The organism is Aeromonas popoffii (assembly GCF_037818705.1).
Lineage (GTDB): Bacteria > Pseudomonadota > Gammaproteobacteria > Enterobacterales > Aeromonadaceae > Aeromonas > Aeromonas popoffii.
Window position 1 is genome coordinate 2,626,068 of the sequence record NZ_CP149129.1, and the last position, 15,169, is coordinate 2,641,236.

General features: G+C 60.3%; 12 protein-coding genes and 1 riboswitch. Of the genes, 6 read left to right on the plus strand and 6 right to left on the minus strand.

Annotation, left to right across the window (positions count from 1 at the left end; all coding sequences use genetic code 11):
• Positions 1 to 192: 192 nt before the first annotated feature.
• Entirely contained in the window at positions 193 to 825 is a 633-nt protein-coding gene (gene msrA, locus WJM78_RS11985; protein ID WP_042036796.1) for a peptide-methionine (S)-S-oxide reductase MsrA, read from the minus strand.
• Between the two features lie 270 nt (positions 826 to 1,095).
• Between msrA and argA the strand changes: the two genes are divergently transcribed.
• Both argA and lysC read left to right on the plus strand, forming a co-directional pair.
• Entirely contained in the window at positions 1,096 to 2,424 is a 1,329-nt protein-coding gene (gene argA, locus WJM78_RS11990) for an amino-acid N-acetyltransferase (protein ID WP_042036795.1), read from the plus strand.
• A 108-nt stretch (positions 2,425 to 2,532) separates the two neighbouring features.
• Positions 2,533 to 2,757: riboswitch (Lysine riboswitch) on the plus strand.
• 89 nt (positions 2,758 to 2,846) lie between these two features.
• Positions 2,847 to 4,199, plus strand: a complete 1,353-nt coding sequence (lysC, locus tag WJM78_RS11995) for a lysine-sensitive aspartokinase 3 (protein ID WP_339009481.1) — start codon at positions 2,847 to 2,849, stop codon at positions 4,197 to 4,199.
• Positions 4,200 to 4,294: 95 nt separating this feature from the next.
• On the opposite strand, the gene WJM78_RS12000 is transcribed toward lysC, so the two are convergent.
• Entirely contained in the window at positions 4,295 to 5,383 is a 1,089-nt protein-coding gene (locus tag WJM78_RS12000; RefSeq protein WP_339009482.1) for a hypothetical protein, read from the minus strand.
• A gap of 254 nt (positions 5,384 to 5,637) precedes the next feature.
• On the opposite strand from WJM78_RS12000, the gene WJM78_RS12005 reads away from it, so the two are divergent.
• The gene (locus WJM78_RS12005) at positions 5,638 to 7,899 is read left to right on the plus strand and encodes an LTA synthase family protein (protein WP_339009483.1); all 2,262 of its coding nucleotides are present in this window, start codon (positions 5,638 to 5,640) and stop codon (positions 7,897 to 7,899) included.
• Positions 7,900 to 7,968: 69 nt separating this feature from the next.
• Here WJM78_RS12005 and WJM78_RS12010 read toward each other — a convergent pair whose 3' ends face one another.
• Entirely contained in the window at positions 7,969 to 8,982 is a 1,014-nt protein-coding gene (locus tag WJM78_RS12010; RefSeq protein ID WP_339009484.1) for a S66 peptidase family protein, read from the minus strand.
• A gap of 346 nt (positions 8,983 to 9,328) precedes the next feature.
• Positions 9,329 to 9,646, minus strand: a complete 318-nt coding sequence (locus tag WJM78_RS12015; RefSeq protein WP_042036789.1) for a heavy metal-binding domain-containing protein — start codon at positions 9,644 to 9,646, stop codon at positions 9,329 to 9,331.
• 418 nt (positions 9,647 to 10,064) lie between these two features.
• Here WJM78_RS12015 and WJM78_RS12020 point away from each other — a divergent pair, with 418 nt between their 5' ends.
• From WJM78_RS12020 to WJM78_RS12030, 3 genes are read left to right on the plus strand one after another with little or no spacing between them, the layout of a single operon-like run.
• Positions 10,065 to 11,174 (plus strand): hypothetical protein, encoded by a 1,110-nt coding sequence (locus WJM78_RS12020; protein WP_339009485.1) that lies wholly within the window; start codon positions 10,065 to 10,067, stop codon positions 11,172 to 11,174.
• A 24-nt stretch (positions 11,175 to 11,198) separates the two neighbouring features.
• Entirely contained in the window at positions 11,199 to 12,275 is a 1,077-nt protein-coding gene (locus WJM78_RS12025; protein WP_042036787.1) for an HBL/NHE enterotoxin family protein, read from the plus strand.
• 45 nt (positions 12,276 to 12,320) lie between these two features.
• Entirely contained in the window at positions 12,321 to 13,121 is an 801-nt protein-coding gene (locus WJM78_RS12030; RefSeq protein WP_212513836.1) for a hypothetical protein, read from the plus strand.
• 81 nt (positions 13,122 to 13,202) lie between these two features.
• Here the strand turns inward: WJM78_RS12030 and WJM78_RS12035 are convergent, their stop codons facing one another.
• Complete coding sequence (locus WJM78_RS12035) at positions 13,203 to 14,495, minus strand: NAD(P)/FAD-dependent oxidoreductase (RefSeq protein ID WP_042036783.1); 1,293 nt, start codon at positions 14,493 to 14,495, stop codon at positions 13,203 to 13,205.
• Positions 14,496 to 14,573: 78 nt separating this feature from the next.
• Entirely contained in the window at positions 14,574 to 15,113 is a 540-nt protein-coding gene (gene ycfP, locus WJM78_RS12040; protein ID WP_181364808.1) for an alpha/beta hydrolase YcfP, read from the minus strand.
• Positions 15,114 to 15,169: the final 56 nt, after the last annotated feature.

A 15,169-nucleotide genomic window follows, 5' to 3' on the forward strand; every position in this document is an offset into this window, starting at 1 on the left:
TCCATCCTTGGAAGCTACCCAGTTAGGCAAGGTCGATCCGCTTTAGTTCCCGGCCATGACCCATTTTTTTTACGATTTTTTTCACTGCGCTGACACTCAGCTTGTTCAGCGCTACCTGACCGCCAAAAAAAGCCGCAAATGCGGCTCTTTTTCATATGGCAAACAGGGCGTTGTCGAACGCGGTACAGCCTCTTAGCGAGTCAGGCTCGGCGGCAAACAGACACCTATGCCACCCAGTCCGCAATACCCTTCCGGGTTCTTCTCCAGATATTGCTGATGGTAATCCTCCGCGTAATAGAAGGGCGCCAGCGGCAAGATGCGGGTGCTGATGGCGCGGCTGTCGCCACTGGCCATCATGGCCTGCTGATAGGCCGCCATGCTCTGCTGGGCGATGACCTGCTGGCTCTCGTCGGCATAGAAGATCACCGACCGGTACTGGGTGCCAATGTCACCGCCCTGGCGCATACCCTGGGCCGGATCATGCTGCTCCCAGAACAGCTTGAGAAGATCGCCGTAGCTGATCACCTTGGGATCAAATACCACCTGCACCGTCTCGGCATGGCCGGTCAGCCCGCTGCACACCTCTTTGTAGGTCGGATTCTGGGTAACACCGCCCTGATAGCCAGCTGCGGTGGAGTACACCCCGGGCTGTTGCCAAAACAGGCGCTCCACACCCCAGAAACAGCCCATGCCAAACCAGGCTACCGCCATCTCTTCAGGCCAGGGGCCCTGGGTCAGGTGGCCATTGACCGCATGTTGCTGGCCAATCACCATCGTCTCGCGGCGTCCCGGCAGCGCGTCTGCCGGTGAAATAATCTGTTCCATGAACCCTGTCCTTGTATAAAAACCTGTGCGATTGCACAGCTGACGAAAAGGAGTCTCGAAGATAACAGGTTATGAGCCGGGATCAACCAAGGCCGCAGCCACGCTGGGGTAGCGGCATCCTTCAGTGCCCGGCAATCGCCCGATGGGGTCCCTCATCCCCGGTCAGCCCAAATGGTGGCAAAAAACGTAAAAATCAATATTTAGTCTTGATTTGTGAATTTATTTTCATATATTGAGCCCATTGCTGTTTTTTTATGGAAGAAACCTCAAGTGCGTGAACGTGAACCCAGCCTGGTCTATGCCTTTCGGCAGTCTACCCCCTATGTCAACGTGCACAGAGGTGCCACCTTCGTGCTGATGATGGGCGGGGAAGCCATCTGCCACCCCAATTTTGCCAATATCGTCAGCGATATCGCCCTGCTACAGACCTTGGGTATTCGCCTGGTGCTGGTGTTTGGCTCACGCCCGCAAAATGATGAGGCGCTGGCTCGCGCCGGTATCGAGGCCCAGTACCACAGACGGATCCGGGTCACGGATGATGCCAGCTTCACCATCATCAAACAGGTGTGTGGCGGCCTGCAGTACGACATCACCGCCCAGCTCTCCATGGGGCTGGCCAACACCCCCATGCAGGGGGCGCGCATCAGCGTGGTGAGCGGCAACTTCGTCACCGCCCAGCCGCTGGGGGTAGATGATGGCATCGATTTTTGCCACAGCGGTCGGGTACGCCGCATCGACGTGGAGGGGATCACCCGCCAGCTGGATAAGAAGAGCCTGGTGCTCATCTCCCCCATCGGCTGCTCGGTCACCGGCGAGAGCTTCAACCTGAGCTCGGAAGAGGTCGCCCGCCGGGTGGCGGTGGATCTGAAAGCAGACAAGCTCATCTGTTTCAGCAGCACTCAAGGGGTAATGGACAGACATGGCGAGGCCATCTCCGAGCTCTTCCCCGAGCAGGCCGAAGAGCTGCTGGTGGAGCTGGAGCAAGCAGGGGAAGAGATGTCCGGTACCGCCCGCTACCTGCGCGCGGCCATTGCCTCCTGCCGTGGCGGCGTGCCCCGCTCCCATCTGGTGAGCTATCAGGATGATGGCGCCATGCTGCAAGAGCTGTTCAGCCGCGACGGCCTCGGTACCCAGATTGTACGGGAAAGTGCCGAGCGGGCCCGCGCCGCCACCATAGAAGATATCGGCGGCATTCTCGATCTCATCCGCCCGCTGGAGGAAGAAGGGATCCTGGTGCGCCGCTCCCGCGAGCAGCTGGAGATGGAGATCGACAAGTTCACCATCATAGAGCGCGACGGCCTCATCATCGGCTGCGCGGCGCTCTACTGCTTCATGGAAGAGGCGATGGCGGAGATGGCCTGCGTCGCCATTCACCCCGAGTATCGCAACTCAAACCGGGGGGATCAGCTGGTAGCCAAGGTGGCCGAGCGGGCCAAGCGGCTCGGCATTCGCCGTTTGTTCGTGCTCACCACCCGCTCCATTCACTGGTTCCGGGAACGGGGCTTCGATCCACTGGAGGTGGAAGACCTGCCGGTGGAACGGCAGCACTTCTACAACTGGCAGCGCCGCTCTAAAGTTTTGTCAAAGACCATTTCGTAAGTTATTGATCTTGTGTCGGGTTGTCGCCGATTGTTAACTTTTTCACAATCTCGATTGACAGTGCAATCCAGCGCAGGGTATTTCTAATTGTACTCCACCGCCTGCGGTGGAGCCAGAAGAGGAGCGCTGCCCAGGCAGCCCGAGGGAGGACGCCAGCGTCCGATGAACTTGGGTCAGGGGGTGCAGCGCCGAGACGAGTGAGGCAACTGGATACCTCAACGTCGGCTGCGGGGGCTGAATCCTCCGGGCTGTCATCGGTAGTGGTCATCCCCCACCGAGCCCCACAAGGGGCTGGTACGGGATGGGCTCTGCAGGTGGAGTGCTTCTGGCCGGGATAGCTTCTCTGATTCCTGCCATTTTCAGCCTCCTCCTCTCTTTTTGCCCGATGGATCCAGATTTTTCAATTAAGACAGGAGTAAGCAATGAGCCCGATCAATGTCGCCAAGTTTGGCGGAACCAGTGTCGCCAATGCCGCAGCCATGAACCATTGCGCCGACGTGGTGCTGGCCAATCCGGCCACCCGGGTGGTGGTCCTGAGCGCCAGCGCCGGTGTCACCAACCTGCTGGTGGCCCTGGCCCAGGGCGATCTGGACGAGGCTGGCCAAGAGGCTCAGCTGGCTAAACTGGCCGAGATCCAGCAGGCCATACTGACGGCGCTGGGCGACCCAAGCGATGTGAGTACCCTGATCCATGCCACCCTCAGCGAGATCCGCACCATGGCGCGCCAGGCCAGTCAGCACACGGATGCCGAGCTGGCCGATCGCCTCATCGCCTGCGGCGAGCAGATGTCCACCCGCCTCTTTCACGAGCTGCTGCGCCAGCGCGGCGTCAAGGCTCACTGGCAGGATATACGTCAGCTGATGCGCACCGACAGCCGCTTTGGCAAGGCGACCGTGGATCTCGCCGCCACCCGCATCCTCTGCCAGCAGGCGTTGGCCCCCCTGCTCGGCGACAGCCTCATCATCACCCAGGGCTTCATCGGCTCGGATGCCGACGGTCGCACCACCACCTTGGGTCGGGGCGGTTCCGATTACAGCGCAGCACTGCTTGCCGAAGCGCTGGATGCGAGCAGCATAGAGATCTGGACCGACGTGCCCGGTATCTACACCACGGATCCGCGCCTCGTCACCCGCGCCCGCCCCATCCCCGAAATAAGCTTCGTCGAGGCGGCCGAGATGGCCACCTTCGGCGCCAAGGTACTGCACCCGGCCACCCTGCAGCCTGCGGTACGCCAGGACATACCCGTGTTTGTCGGCTCGGCCAAGGATCCGGCGGCCGGCGGCACCTGGATCCGTGCCAGCACCCGCACCAGCCCGCTGTTTCGCGCCGTGGCCCTGCGCCGCCAGCAGGTGCTGGTCACCCTGCATAGCCTCAACATGTTCCACGCCTATGGCTTCCTGGCCGAGGTGTTTGGCATCCTGGCCCGTCACCGCATCTCGGTGGATCTCATCACCACGTCGGAGGTGAACGTGTCGCTGACCCTGGATCACACCGGCAGCCAGAGCAACGGCGAACCCATGCTCAGTGACAAGGTGCTGGCCGAGCTGGGTCAGCTGTGCAAGGTAAAGGTCGAAACCGGGCTGGCCCTGGTGGCACTCATCGGCAACCGCATGAGCGAGGCGGCCGGGGTGGGCAGCCAGGTCTTTGACGCCATCCGCGAGCACAATATCCGTATGATCTGTTACGGCGCCAGCACCCATAACCTCTGCTTCCTGGTCAAGGAAGAGGAGGCTGGCCACATCGTCAACCGCCTCCACCAGGAGCTGCTCGACTGAGCCAGCCAGGATTTGACACTGCATAAATGAGGGGCACCCAGGGTGCCCCTCATTGCGTTGCTACGAGTGTCATTGACCTAGATACCCGCGCCCGCTTAGACCACCAGGGTGGGCACCGGCAGCAGACAGGCGCAGATCTCCTCGCGCAGGCCAGCAAGCCGGGCCAGCAGCGCCGCCTGGTCGAGCCCGGCTTCGTCAGGCCCCAAGTTGTCCACCAGCTCGGCGAAGTGCTCGGTCACCGCCCGCTCCAGCCAGTCGAGCCGACGCAGGGTGAGCGGGCCGCAGCTCTTGCCGCTGAGATCATCCTGGATGTCGAGCCTGTGGCTGCGATACATGTCGCGCCACCAGTTGGCGGCGAGCGCCGCGTCGCTGGCCAGTGCCGAGCTCCACTCCCCCTGCAAGCCCTGCAAGCGGGCCAGCACGGGGGCGCTGGCGCCCTCCCGTGTCAGGTATTGCAGCTCGCGCTGCACCCAACTCAGGCAGAGGCCGCGCCAGTAGCGAAACTGCGGCAGAGGGTCCGGCTCGTCGAGCCAGAGGCCCGAGAGAGTGCGGGTCTCCAGCCGCTCGGGCACATGAAACTGGGGATCGGCGAGACCGTTTGAGTTGAATTCATGATGGGGATCGAACGGCCACATGTAGCCAAAGTCGAACACGGTGATCTGCTGGCCATCGTCGAGCAGGTTGCCCGGGCTCGGATCCCAGTCAAACCAGCCCCAGTGGGCAAGCTCGGCCTGCACCGCCAGCATCTGAGCCAGATTGCGCTCGTTGAGATCATGCACAGGCACGCCCCGCAGCCAGGGGGAGATAAGCAACCCGGCCCGGGCCGAACCAAAGCAGGTACAGACCACATTGGAGAGAATGGTGGGGTGCAGCTCGCGCAGGGCCTCTATCTCGCGCCGCCGCTCCAGCTCGGTCAGGAAGGCGGTCTTGCCATCGACGTTGGCCACCAGGGAGTCGTGCCGGCGCCGTTTCAGGCACCAGTGATGTCCGTCCACCTTGAGGTGAAACACCTCGGCGGTGAGGCCGTGACGATACACCTTGAGCACGGTGGGATGATCCGCCTTGAGTCTCACCAGCTGCGCCAGTGGCAAGGGGCAATCCCGCTCGCGCCCAATCCGGATCTCCTCCTTGCTCTCCAACATGCGGAGCAATCTTGCCTGACGTGCCGCTACCTTGGGATTCATACATGCACCTCCATCATTATTGAGAGACTAAGCAGTAAGGCAGGCACAGACCAGAGGCAAAGCGTCATGATGACGCTTTCATCACACAATGAGTGTGACCGTCCGATCCGGATCACAGTTTGCATGGCTTCATGGTCACGACATATTCATTGTCTTGTCATTAAATTGACAACAAGGAACAAGCCCCCCACCATCGGGTCAAATTAAATGCAGCAGCCAGTTGCCGTCATCACTCGCTCAAAGGATGAGCTCATATGAAAGTCCCCCCTTCAGCACGCTTGTCAGCCAGGGTACCCAGCCTGCCCTCTCTGCTGCTTGGCGTGCTGGCCGCGCTGCTGCTGCTGACCCTGATACTGCCGCTGATTAATCCCGGCAGCTGGCTAGGTCGGGCCCAGCCGCTGGTACTGGGGCCTGCCGATCAGCCGATTGCCACCCTCACCCGTCACGCCCTGCTCTACAAGAGCGACAGCCGAGGCCTCTACCTGGTGGTGCGCAGCCAGTGGCAGTTGCAGGGGCCGCTGCAGGAAGGGGACAGGGTTCGGGTGGAGTTGCTCAACGAACGGGGGGAGCGGATCGATCAACTGAATCAAGCGGTATACAAGCGGCAGGTGTGCAGCGAAACCCGCTGTACCCTGGATCTCAACAGCACACTAAGGGCGCCAGACGATGCCCTATCCAGCCGCTATCAGCTGCGGATCGGCCTGCTGCTGGCGGATCGCCCCGAGAGTGCCGACTTCAGCCAGATCCTGCAGACCCTGCCGGAGCAGGGCTTCAACCTCAGCTACCTCTTCACCAGTCTGGTGCTGGTGCTGGCCCTGAGCGCCGCCGTGCTCAGAACCGTGCTGCCCCGCCTCAGACGCAGCTTGCGCTGGCGGATCATCGGCAGCCTGCTGCTCGGCAACCTCACCTTCGTGCTACTGCACGGCTTCGTGGTGTTCAAACTGGGGGAGTTTCTGCTCTGGTCAGGCTTTCGGCCCGAGCACTACTACCTCGCCTGGGGCAGCATGGTGCTGGGCTGGAGCCTGTGTGCACTGGCGGGTTTCAATCTCTACATGGGGCTGGTCTTTACCGCACTTTCCGGAATCGGTTTGCTCGCCAACTTCATGAAAATTGCCATCTACGGGGTGCCGCTGGGCGGGGACGATCTCGGTAACCTGCTGGCGCTGCTGCGTATCCTGTTGGGGCAACATCCCGTGTTGCCAGTGCTGGGCGCCAGCCTGCTGCTGTTTCTCTGCTGGCGTTTCGCCCTGTCACGCTGGATCCTGCGCACCGCCGCCGCCACCGCCGCCTTCTTTGCTCTGTGTGTATTCGCTACCCAGACCGGCAACAAGCTGCTGGGAGCCAACATTCGCTACGTGGACAGGGCGGTCAACTATCACAGGGACATCATACGGGCCGGCCCTGGCCTCTACCTGTTCAATCTGGTGGACGAGATGCTGCAAAATGGCAGCGTGTTTCGCTACCCCTTGCAGATCAATGAGCTCACTCCCCAGCTCAGCCATGCGAGCGAGGTGCAACCCCCCCGCTTCGATCTGGTGATAGTGCTGCAGTACGAGTCGCTCTGGCTCGGTTGGCAGGGCAAGATCTGCGCCCCACCCCCTACCCTGAGCCTGCCCGCCAGCGTGCAGCAGTGGCACAAGACCATCCACTCTCCCACCACGGGCGGCATGACGGTGCTGGCCGAATTCGAGATGAACACGGGCCTGCCGGTGGGCCTGCTCAGGCAAGGGGTCGTGCCTTACTACTACCTCTCCGAGCAGGTGCCCGGCCTTGCGCAAAGTGCCAAGCAAAGTGGCTACAAGACCCTGTTTGCCCACCCCTATGTGGAGAAGTTCTGGGGCCGCGCCAAAGCGATCCCGGCCCTTGGTTACGAGGAGCGCTGGTTCGATAGCCACTTCACCACGCTCGAACATAAAGGGCTCTATATCTCGGATGATGCCCTGATCGATCACCTGCTCAAGCGCAGCGAACAGGATAACCAGCCATTGTTTGCCTATGCGGTCACCATGCAGGGCCATGGCCCCTTCGACGGGGATCGCTATCAGGCCCAACAACTCGACAAGGCCTGCCCTGATCAGAGCGCAGCAGAGCGCCAGCTGCTCAACACCTACTACACGGGCGTGGTGGATGCCATGGCCTCGCTGGAGCGGCTGCTCAAGACTCTGGACCAGTCCGGCAAGCGGTATCTGGTGGTAGCCTTTGGCGATCACCAGCCGTTCCTGATGTCGGCAGGCAAGGGGATTCATGGTGACAAACCGCCTCGCGATGCCACTTACCAGATCCCCATGATGGCCTTTACCCGCAATGATGGTGGTATCTCACTCGCGCAGCAGTTTGCCCCTGTGCGCCAGCTCTACCAGATGGGCCAGGCCACCCGCCAGCTGCTGGCGGGAGACTTGACCCCAATCCCGGAGCTGGCCCTGCTCCATCCTGTGCTGGGTGAAGAGAAGGGATTCGACGTCTCGCCCCTGGTGCCACAGATCCGGGCCAGCTTCCGGCCGGATGCCCTGCCCTGATCCCGAACCTGAGAAAGGCAAAGAGGCCGCTGTTGCGGCCTCTTTGCATACTACGGTTGACGGGATGACTCACTCGCCAAGCCAAGGTTCGCACAAGGTGAGGGTCTGGGCATCGAGATCCAGCTCAACCTCGATGCCAAGAGGCAGGGTCAGCATGGGGTGGGTGTGGGCGCAGTCAAACTCCGCCAGGATAGGAAAGGCCGGCTCCCCCACCACCTCCAGCAGGATATCGAGCGGCCGCTTGCCACTGCCCTGATGGTTGAACAGCTCGTGCTTGCCGAGAACCAGGGCGCCGATGCGGTCAAACACCCCGCACAGCTTGAGATGGGCAAAGGAGCGCTCCACCGTATCCGCTGTCAAGAGGCTGTCTTCCAGCAGCAGAATATCCCCGCGCGCGATGGCTGGCATATAGGGGGAGTCCCAGATCCCCGCCATGGTATTGAGGTTGCCACCCACCAACCGTCCCCGCACCCGACCAGCCCCCACCGAGATCTGCCGGTTAGGCTGACACTGCTTGGCCCGCGTCTGGTTTTCCCAATCGAGCCGCTCGTCGGTCCAATAGGCTGGGGTCGGCAAGGTATGAGGCACGGCGCCCCCACCAGCCAGGCAGATCTGGCTAAACCCGGCCAGGGTCTCATCCACCAACGGGGACAATTCACCGAACGAGGCCACCAGCGCCGGGCCATAAAAGGTAACGAGGCCGGTTTTGGCATAAATGCCGAGCAGCAGGGCCGTCACGTCCGAGTAGCCGATGATGATCTTGGGATCCCGCTTGAGCGCATCAAAATCGAGATAGGGCAACAGGGAGTTGGAATTACTGCCGCCAATCACCGACATGATGCAGCGCACCTCGGGGTCGCGAATAAGGGCATTGAGCTCTTCGGCCCGCGCAGCGATGGAGCCGGATCGCCAGTGATCCTGCTGGCCGGTCAGGCTGCCCGCCTTGAGCCTGAAGCCCTGCGCTTCCAGAAAAGCCCTTGCGCGAGCAAAGCGATGTGGCGCCCAGGCCGTGGCCGCGCTGGAGGGGGAGAAAAAACCTATGGTATCGCCAGGTTTAAGCCCTGGCGGCTTGAGTAACATCATCGCAAGAAATCCTGTTCCGAATATGGCCATCCAGGGCATGGCGCCCACAAAAGAGGACTCATAATAGCCACTCCATGATCCTGCCGTCACCAGGAAAAGATGACAGCGTCAACGTACTGGTCAGCTCCAACCGGTGGATGATCACGGGCTCAAGCCCAAGCATGGGGGTACGGAACGCGCCACTCGCTCGTCAGTTTAGAGCCGTACTGCGTATAGAGGCTGACCCTCAAGAGCAGGTAGCGGATCGGTCGCCATCCACCCACTCCGGGGCGCAGAAACTGAAAAACCGGCAGCAGGTTGCCGGTTTTTCAGTGTTCTCAAGGGATCAGACCAACCTCAGTAGGGATCAGACCAACACGGCGGTACCGCTGATGCTGACCATCAGCATGCTGCCGTTTTGCCCCACCACCTCGTAGTCGATATCGATGCCGACCACCGCATTGGCCCCCAGTGCGCGGGCACGTTCTTTCAGCTCATCGAAGGCAATCTCGCGGGCACGGGCCAGCTCTTTTTCGTAAGCACCGGAGCGGCCGCCTATGATGTCGCGGATCCCGGCAAACAGATCCTTGAAGATGTTGGCGCCGAGGATGGCTTCGCCAACGACGATGCCGCGATATTCACGAATGGTCTTGCCTTCCAGAGTGGGGGTGGTTGAGAGGACCATCTTGGTTTCCTTATCGATTGTACTGGGGAGAGAGCCTAAAACAGCGATAGTTTCCAGGCAAGCAAACAGACTCGATGCGTGTCTGTTGGATCATGGTGGCTGGTGTTCGGAGGGGAAGGCTCCGCAGAGAGTGGTCATCAACCAACGGACGACAACGCCTAGCAACCGGCAAGACAAGCACCAAAAGGCGCTCATTAGCCGATTTGGCTCAAACTTCAAGTGATACAAGTGTCAGTTGTGACCCATTTCGCCTTTCCATAGGGTGAGTCTGTCCCGGCCCTACGCCGGAGACTGACCCACTTCGTCACGAGGACAGCATCATGATGCAGCTCGACACCCGACCACCTCACCCCAGCCCCTCAACGCGGGTACGTTTCCACGCAAGCCACCTCGCCGAAGCCGGTACGGAGGCCACGCCATGACCACGATCACCACACTGGATCTGGGGGATCAAGGCCTGCTGGCAGCCTACCTGTCTGCGGCCTCACCGGCCCTACTCAACCAGAGCTATGCCAATCTGCTGCTGATGCAGCAGTCCCTGGCCAGGAGTGAGCTCGACTCATCTTTGGCCGTCAAGATTGAGGCCTACCAGGCGCAGATGCTCAACCAGGCGCGCTACTACCAACAAGATAACCTGCCTGGCTTTATCAATCTGATGAGCCATGGCTCGAATTTCTACGCCCTTGTCGCGGCGTTCAACCGGCTGCTCGGCCAGGATGACGATGCGGCTGTGCTGGCCGGGCGAGCCCGGTTGGCAGAACAGCTGACCTCGCTGGCCGATCAGGCCCAGAGTTACCGGCTCATGGCCCAGACACTCAATACCCGGTTCCAGATCGCCTGGGGTTCGCTGCGTCCCCTGATGGACAACTTCCTTGGGGTGATCACTCGGCTCGAGCAGGATCTGATCGCCGACGCCCAGCGCCAGGCCAAGGCCATCGACGCACTGAACCAGGCCATAGCGGCAAACATTCAGGCCATTGTCGACGAAGGTGGCAAGGCCGGTGACGGCGTAGGCCAACTGGGCCGCGCTATCGTGACCTCGTTGGCGCTGGAGGAAACCCCCGCCGGCAAGCCTGCCGCTAGTCAAAGCTCAGCCAAGGGGTCAGACCAGCAGACCCAATACATGATCTCCGGTATCCAGGCCCTGTCATCCGGCATAGCCGGTGCCAGCCTGGCGGCCAAGGAGCTCAAGGCCAATACCCAGAAACTGGCACTGGCCTACCAGGCGCTGGCCGAGACCAACGCCATACTGACGGTCGCAAAGTCAGTGCAGGCCCAAAACCAGCTGTTTGTCAGCACCTACGAGACGGTAGCCCGGGCGATCACTGGCCTGCCCCTGGGCTGGCAAAAGGTGGCCGATGCCTATCAGAGCGCCGTACCCGTGGTGGCCGACCTCAATAACAGCGGCGATGTACGTCTGCTCAGGCGCACCCTGGCGCTGAATACCCAATCCTGGCAACAGCTCTCCGATCAGGTGAATGACATCAAGGCCGCCTACGCCGGCAACGGCGTCCTGCCCGACGCTTAATCCCACCATAAAAGGACGATAGACATGATGAATGCAACCATCTCCATGGACCAGAGCATGGCCGGTCAGGCCGGGCAAGCGCTGCAGATCCAGACCTATTGCAACAGCGTCAAGCAACAAGTGCCAGTGGACTTCAGCCAGTTCCCGAATCTCAAGGAGAATCAGACCCAGATCAACCAGGGACTGGACGTCGCCAAAGGGCATGCGGACCTGTACCTCAACCAGATCCAGCCACAGATCATCACCAACATCAGTAACATCTCCAACTACTACGCCCTGCAAAATGCCATCCCGACCGTGCTCCCCCCCGGTTCCACCAAGGCCCAGTGGCTCAGGCAGTTGAACGTTATCAAGGAACAAGCCACCGAGTACCATAAGATCTCTTCCGATACTCGTCTCATTATCCTGGATCTCAACAACCAGCTGATCATCGACTCTCGCAACTTCCAGGGCATAGTGGTGAACCTCAACAGCAAGGTACAGGGTGACAACGGGGTGCTGGCTCAGCTCAACGGTGACATCGACAAGGTCAACGCAGCCATCGACGGCGCCATCGCCGGCATCGTGGTTGGGGGGTTGTTAGTGATTGGCGGAGCCTTCGTCACCGCCATAGGCGCAGTGGCCGACTTCGTCACCGCTGGCACCTCGACGCCTGTGGTCATCGGTGGCGTCGCCATGATGGTTGCAGGTGCCGCCGGTATTACGGCAGGCTCCATCGTGCTGCACAACTCGTTGGGCGCCCGCCAGGATCTGTACCAGAAGCGCAGCAGCCTCAACAGCGAGGTACTGATCGCCACCCAGATCGGCAATGGTTATCAAGGGCTCCAGGTGCAGGCCCAAAACGCTGTCTCTGCCGCGACCCAGATGAGCAATGCCTGGGACTCCCTGACCTCGGATCTCGGCAGCCTGATCACCGATCTGGACAAGGGCATCACCAGCGGCGACGACATCCGCCAGCTCTGGTTGACCGCTGCCGACACCACAGTGAAGACAGTGCTCACCGACGTGAACACCATCAAAGCACAGATGGCCGGTGTCAGCCCCATACAAGTGCCCAGGACCGCCACCATAGCCGATTTCGTCGGCCGCCTGGCCGCCTGATGCCCAGAGGGCGGACCACCGCCCTCTCCCTATCGAGAAGACACCATGAGCAACGGAATCTTATCCCAGGCTATTGCCAACATGCAGCAGGCAGAAGCCACCATACAGTCCTTTAGCGGGCTCCCCCAGGGCGCCATCAACATTCAGCACAATGTGACCGAAGTCATTGCCAATCTGCTACCCGAGGTGCTGACGATGCAGCAACAGGTGCTGGTCTTCGGTCAACGCCTTGAGGGACAGCTGGAGCAGCAGCTGGCCAACCCCAACGGCCTCACGCCCCAGTCCCTGCAGGACTTCATTAATCTGGTGCAGGATGAGATAACGCCGATCCAGTCTTTGATGGCCCACACCTTGGGGGCAAGCCAAGCCGCCAATAGCCGTATCCTGCAGGACAACCTGGACCTGCAGCGGATTGGCGTCGAGCTGCAGGCCACCATCGCCGGGCTGCAGTCAAGCCTGGCGGGAGCCCGCCAAGAGCTGGATGAGCTGAACAAGAAGAAACTTTACCTGCTGGGCCTTGGGCTGCTGGGGCTACCCGGCCTGATCGCCATGGCGGTGACCTTGTCGCAAGCCCAGAGCAAGGTGAACAGTCTGGAAGGACAAGTCAGCCAGATAGCGGGGCAGATCCAGCGCCAGCAAGGCTTCCTCGGACAAACCAACGCCTTCTCTCAGAACTTCAGCACACTGATAGATCGCCTGACCAAGGTCGGCAACACCATCACCATCCTCGGTGGCGACATAGCCAACGTGGCCCACGATGCTGGCCAGAGGGATCCTGAAGTAGCGCGACTCTTCTTCACTGCTGCACTGATGGAGGTGAAAACGCTGATCAATGATGCCTCCTGACGTACGAATCACATAAAAAGAAAAGGAGAGGCCTGGCCTCTCCTTTTTTGTGCGTTCAGCACCGGCTGTTCCGACTGCGGCTTAGTGCAGTTTCAGCGTCGGGCGCAGCACCCGGTTGATGCGGCCCACCAGCATGATGAGGCCAGTCTTGACGTAGCCGTGCAGGGCAACCTGGTGCATCCGATAGAGCGAGATGTACACCATGCGGGCTATGTGGCCTTCCACCATCATGGAGCCACGCATCAGGTTGCCCATCAGGCTGCCCACGGTGGAAAAGCGACTCAAAGAGACCAGCGAACCGTGATCATGATAGAGGTAGGGCTTCATCTCGCCACCTGCCAGCTTGGCCAGGATGTTCTTGCACGCACGGGTCGCCATCTGGTGTGCGGACTGGGCGCGTGGCGGCACGAACTTGCTATTTGGCTGCGGGCAGGCGGCGCAGTCACCGATGACGAAGATGTTCTCGTCACGGCTGGTCTGCAGGGTCTCTTTCACCACCAGCTGGTTGATGCGGTTGGTCTCGAGCCCGGCGATATCCTTCATGAAATCCGGTGCCTTGATGCCGGCAGCCCACACCATCAGATCCGCTTCGATGAGTTCGCCGTCCTTGGTGTGCAACCCTTCGGCGGTGGCTTCGGTGATCATGGTGGCGGTACGCACGTCCACCCCCAGCTTCACCAACTCCTGATGGGCGGCACCGCTGATGCGCTCCGGCAGCGCCGGCAGTATGCGGGGGCCAGCTTCCACCAGGGTCACCTTCAGGTTGTCGGTGGTGAGGTGCTTGAAACCGTAGGCATAGAGCTGCTCCACCGCGTTGTAGAGCTCGGCGGAGAGCTCGACGCCGGTGGCACCGCCGCCGACGATGGCGATCTTCACCTTGTCACCGGGCTGGTATTCGGTAGCGAACTGCAGGAAGCGGTTCATCATGCTGTTGTGGAAGCGGTGTGCCTGGGAGGGACTGTCCAGGAAGATGCAGTGATCCTTGATGCCCTTGGTGTTGAAGTCGTTGGACACGGAACCGATCGCCATCACCAGGATGTCATACGGCACTTCCTGCTCATGCACCACTATGTCGCCGTTCTCGTCGACTATCTTCGCCAGCACGATGCGCTTTTCATCGCGCTTGATGTCGGTGAGGGTGCCCAACTGGAAATCGAAACCGTGGTTTTTGGCATGGGACTGGTAGCTCAGGGCATCGATACCCGCGTCCATGGAGCCGGTGGCCACTTCGTGCAGCAGGGGTTTCCACAGATGGGTACGGTTACGGTCGACCAGGGTGATCCTGGCCTTGTTCTTTTTGCCCAGCTTGCGACCCAGACTGGTGGCCAGCTCCAAACCGCCAGCCCCGCCGCCGACGACAACAATATTGGTCATGGTTAATTACCTCGGTTCCATTAAAGCGAAGGGAGCCATCGGCTCCCTTGATAGTTGAATCCATGACGTGACGAGCAATCAGGCTTCCTTGAAAGCCTTCATCTGTTGCAGGTGGTGAGAGATGTTCTTGAACTTGTGAGTCTCTCGCTCATCCCACAGGATGTTGTAATAATTCTTCAATTCACGCTCAGTTTCGCCATTATCGCGGATTTCATCCTGAACGGAAAGGATGCAAAGGCAATTTCCTGAATTTTTACTACGAAATTCAGACACACATTTGGTGCCTATATCCTCGTACTCTTCCGGTCTGTCTATCTTGCCCTGCATGGTGATCTCAGGGTGCAGATTGGGATTGAAAATCACCTGCTTGATGCCGCACAAGAAGCCGATCCGCTCGCTCCAGTAGCCTCCCAGCCCCACCCCGCAGATGAGGGGCTTGGGGTCTGTGCTCATGTCGAGCTGCTTCTTCACTTCCTTGAGCAGATGGCTCATGTCATGACGGGGGTGAACCGTGCTGTAGTGCACAAAACGCACATCATCATCGATAAACTGCAACTGCAGCACTTTTTCATGATTACCGGGGCTGGTGGCATCAAAACCATGCAGATAGATGATCATGGACAAGACCTCATAAACTGTGTCGGTTCTATCGAAACTACCCCAGCGGCAGGGCT

Bases quoted from the DNA above. Each gene is read 5' to 3' on its own strand.
- msrA (WP_042036796.1), bottom strand. From the start codon at position 825: ATGGAACAGATTATTTCACCGGCAGACGCGCTGCCGGGACGCCGCGAG.
- lysC (WP_339009481.1), top strand. From the start codon at position 2,847: ATGAGCCCGATCAATGTCGCCAAGTTTGGCGGAACCAGTGTCGCCAAT.
- WJM78_RS12000 (WP_339009482.1), bottom strand. From the start codon at position 5,383: ATGAATCCCAAGGTAGCGGCACGTCAGGCAAGATTGCTCCGCATGTTG.
- WJM78_RS12005 (WP_339009483.1), top strand. From the start codon at position 5,638: ATGAAAGTCCCCCCTTCAGCACGCTTGTCAGCCAGGGTACCCAGCCTG.
- WJM78_RS12010 (WP_339009484.1), bottom strand. From the start codon at position 8,982: ATGATGTTACTCAAGCCGCCAGGGCTTAAACCTGGCGATACCATAGGT.
- WJM78_RS12015 (WP_042036789.1), bottom strand. From the start codon at position 9,646: ATGGTCCTCTCAACCACCCCCACTCTGGAAGGCAAGACCATTCGTGAA.
- WJM78_RS12020 (WP_339009485.1), top strand. From the start codon at position 10,065: ATGACCACGATCACCACACTGGATCTGGGGGATCAAGGCCTGCTGGCA.
- WJM78_RS12025 (WP_042036787.1), top strand. From the start codon at position 11,199: ATGATGAATGCAACCATCTCCATGGACCAGAGCATGGCCGGTCAGGCC.
- WJM78_RS12030 (WP_212513836.1), top strand. From the start codon at position 12,321: ATGAGCAACGGAATCTTATCCCAGGCTATTGCCAACATGCAGCAGGCA.
- WJM78_RS12035 (WP_042036783.1), bottom strand. From the start codon at position 14,495: ATGACCAATATTGTTGTCGTCGGCGGCGGGGCTGGCGGTTTGGAGCTG.
- ycfP (WP_181364808.1), bottom strand. From the start codon at position 15,113: ATGATCATCTATCTGCATGGTTTTGATGCCACCAGCCCCGGTAATCAT.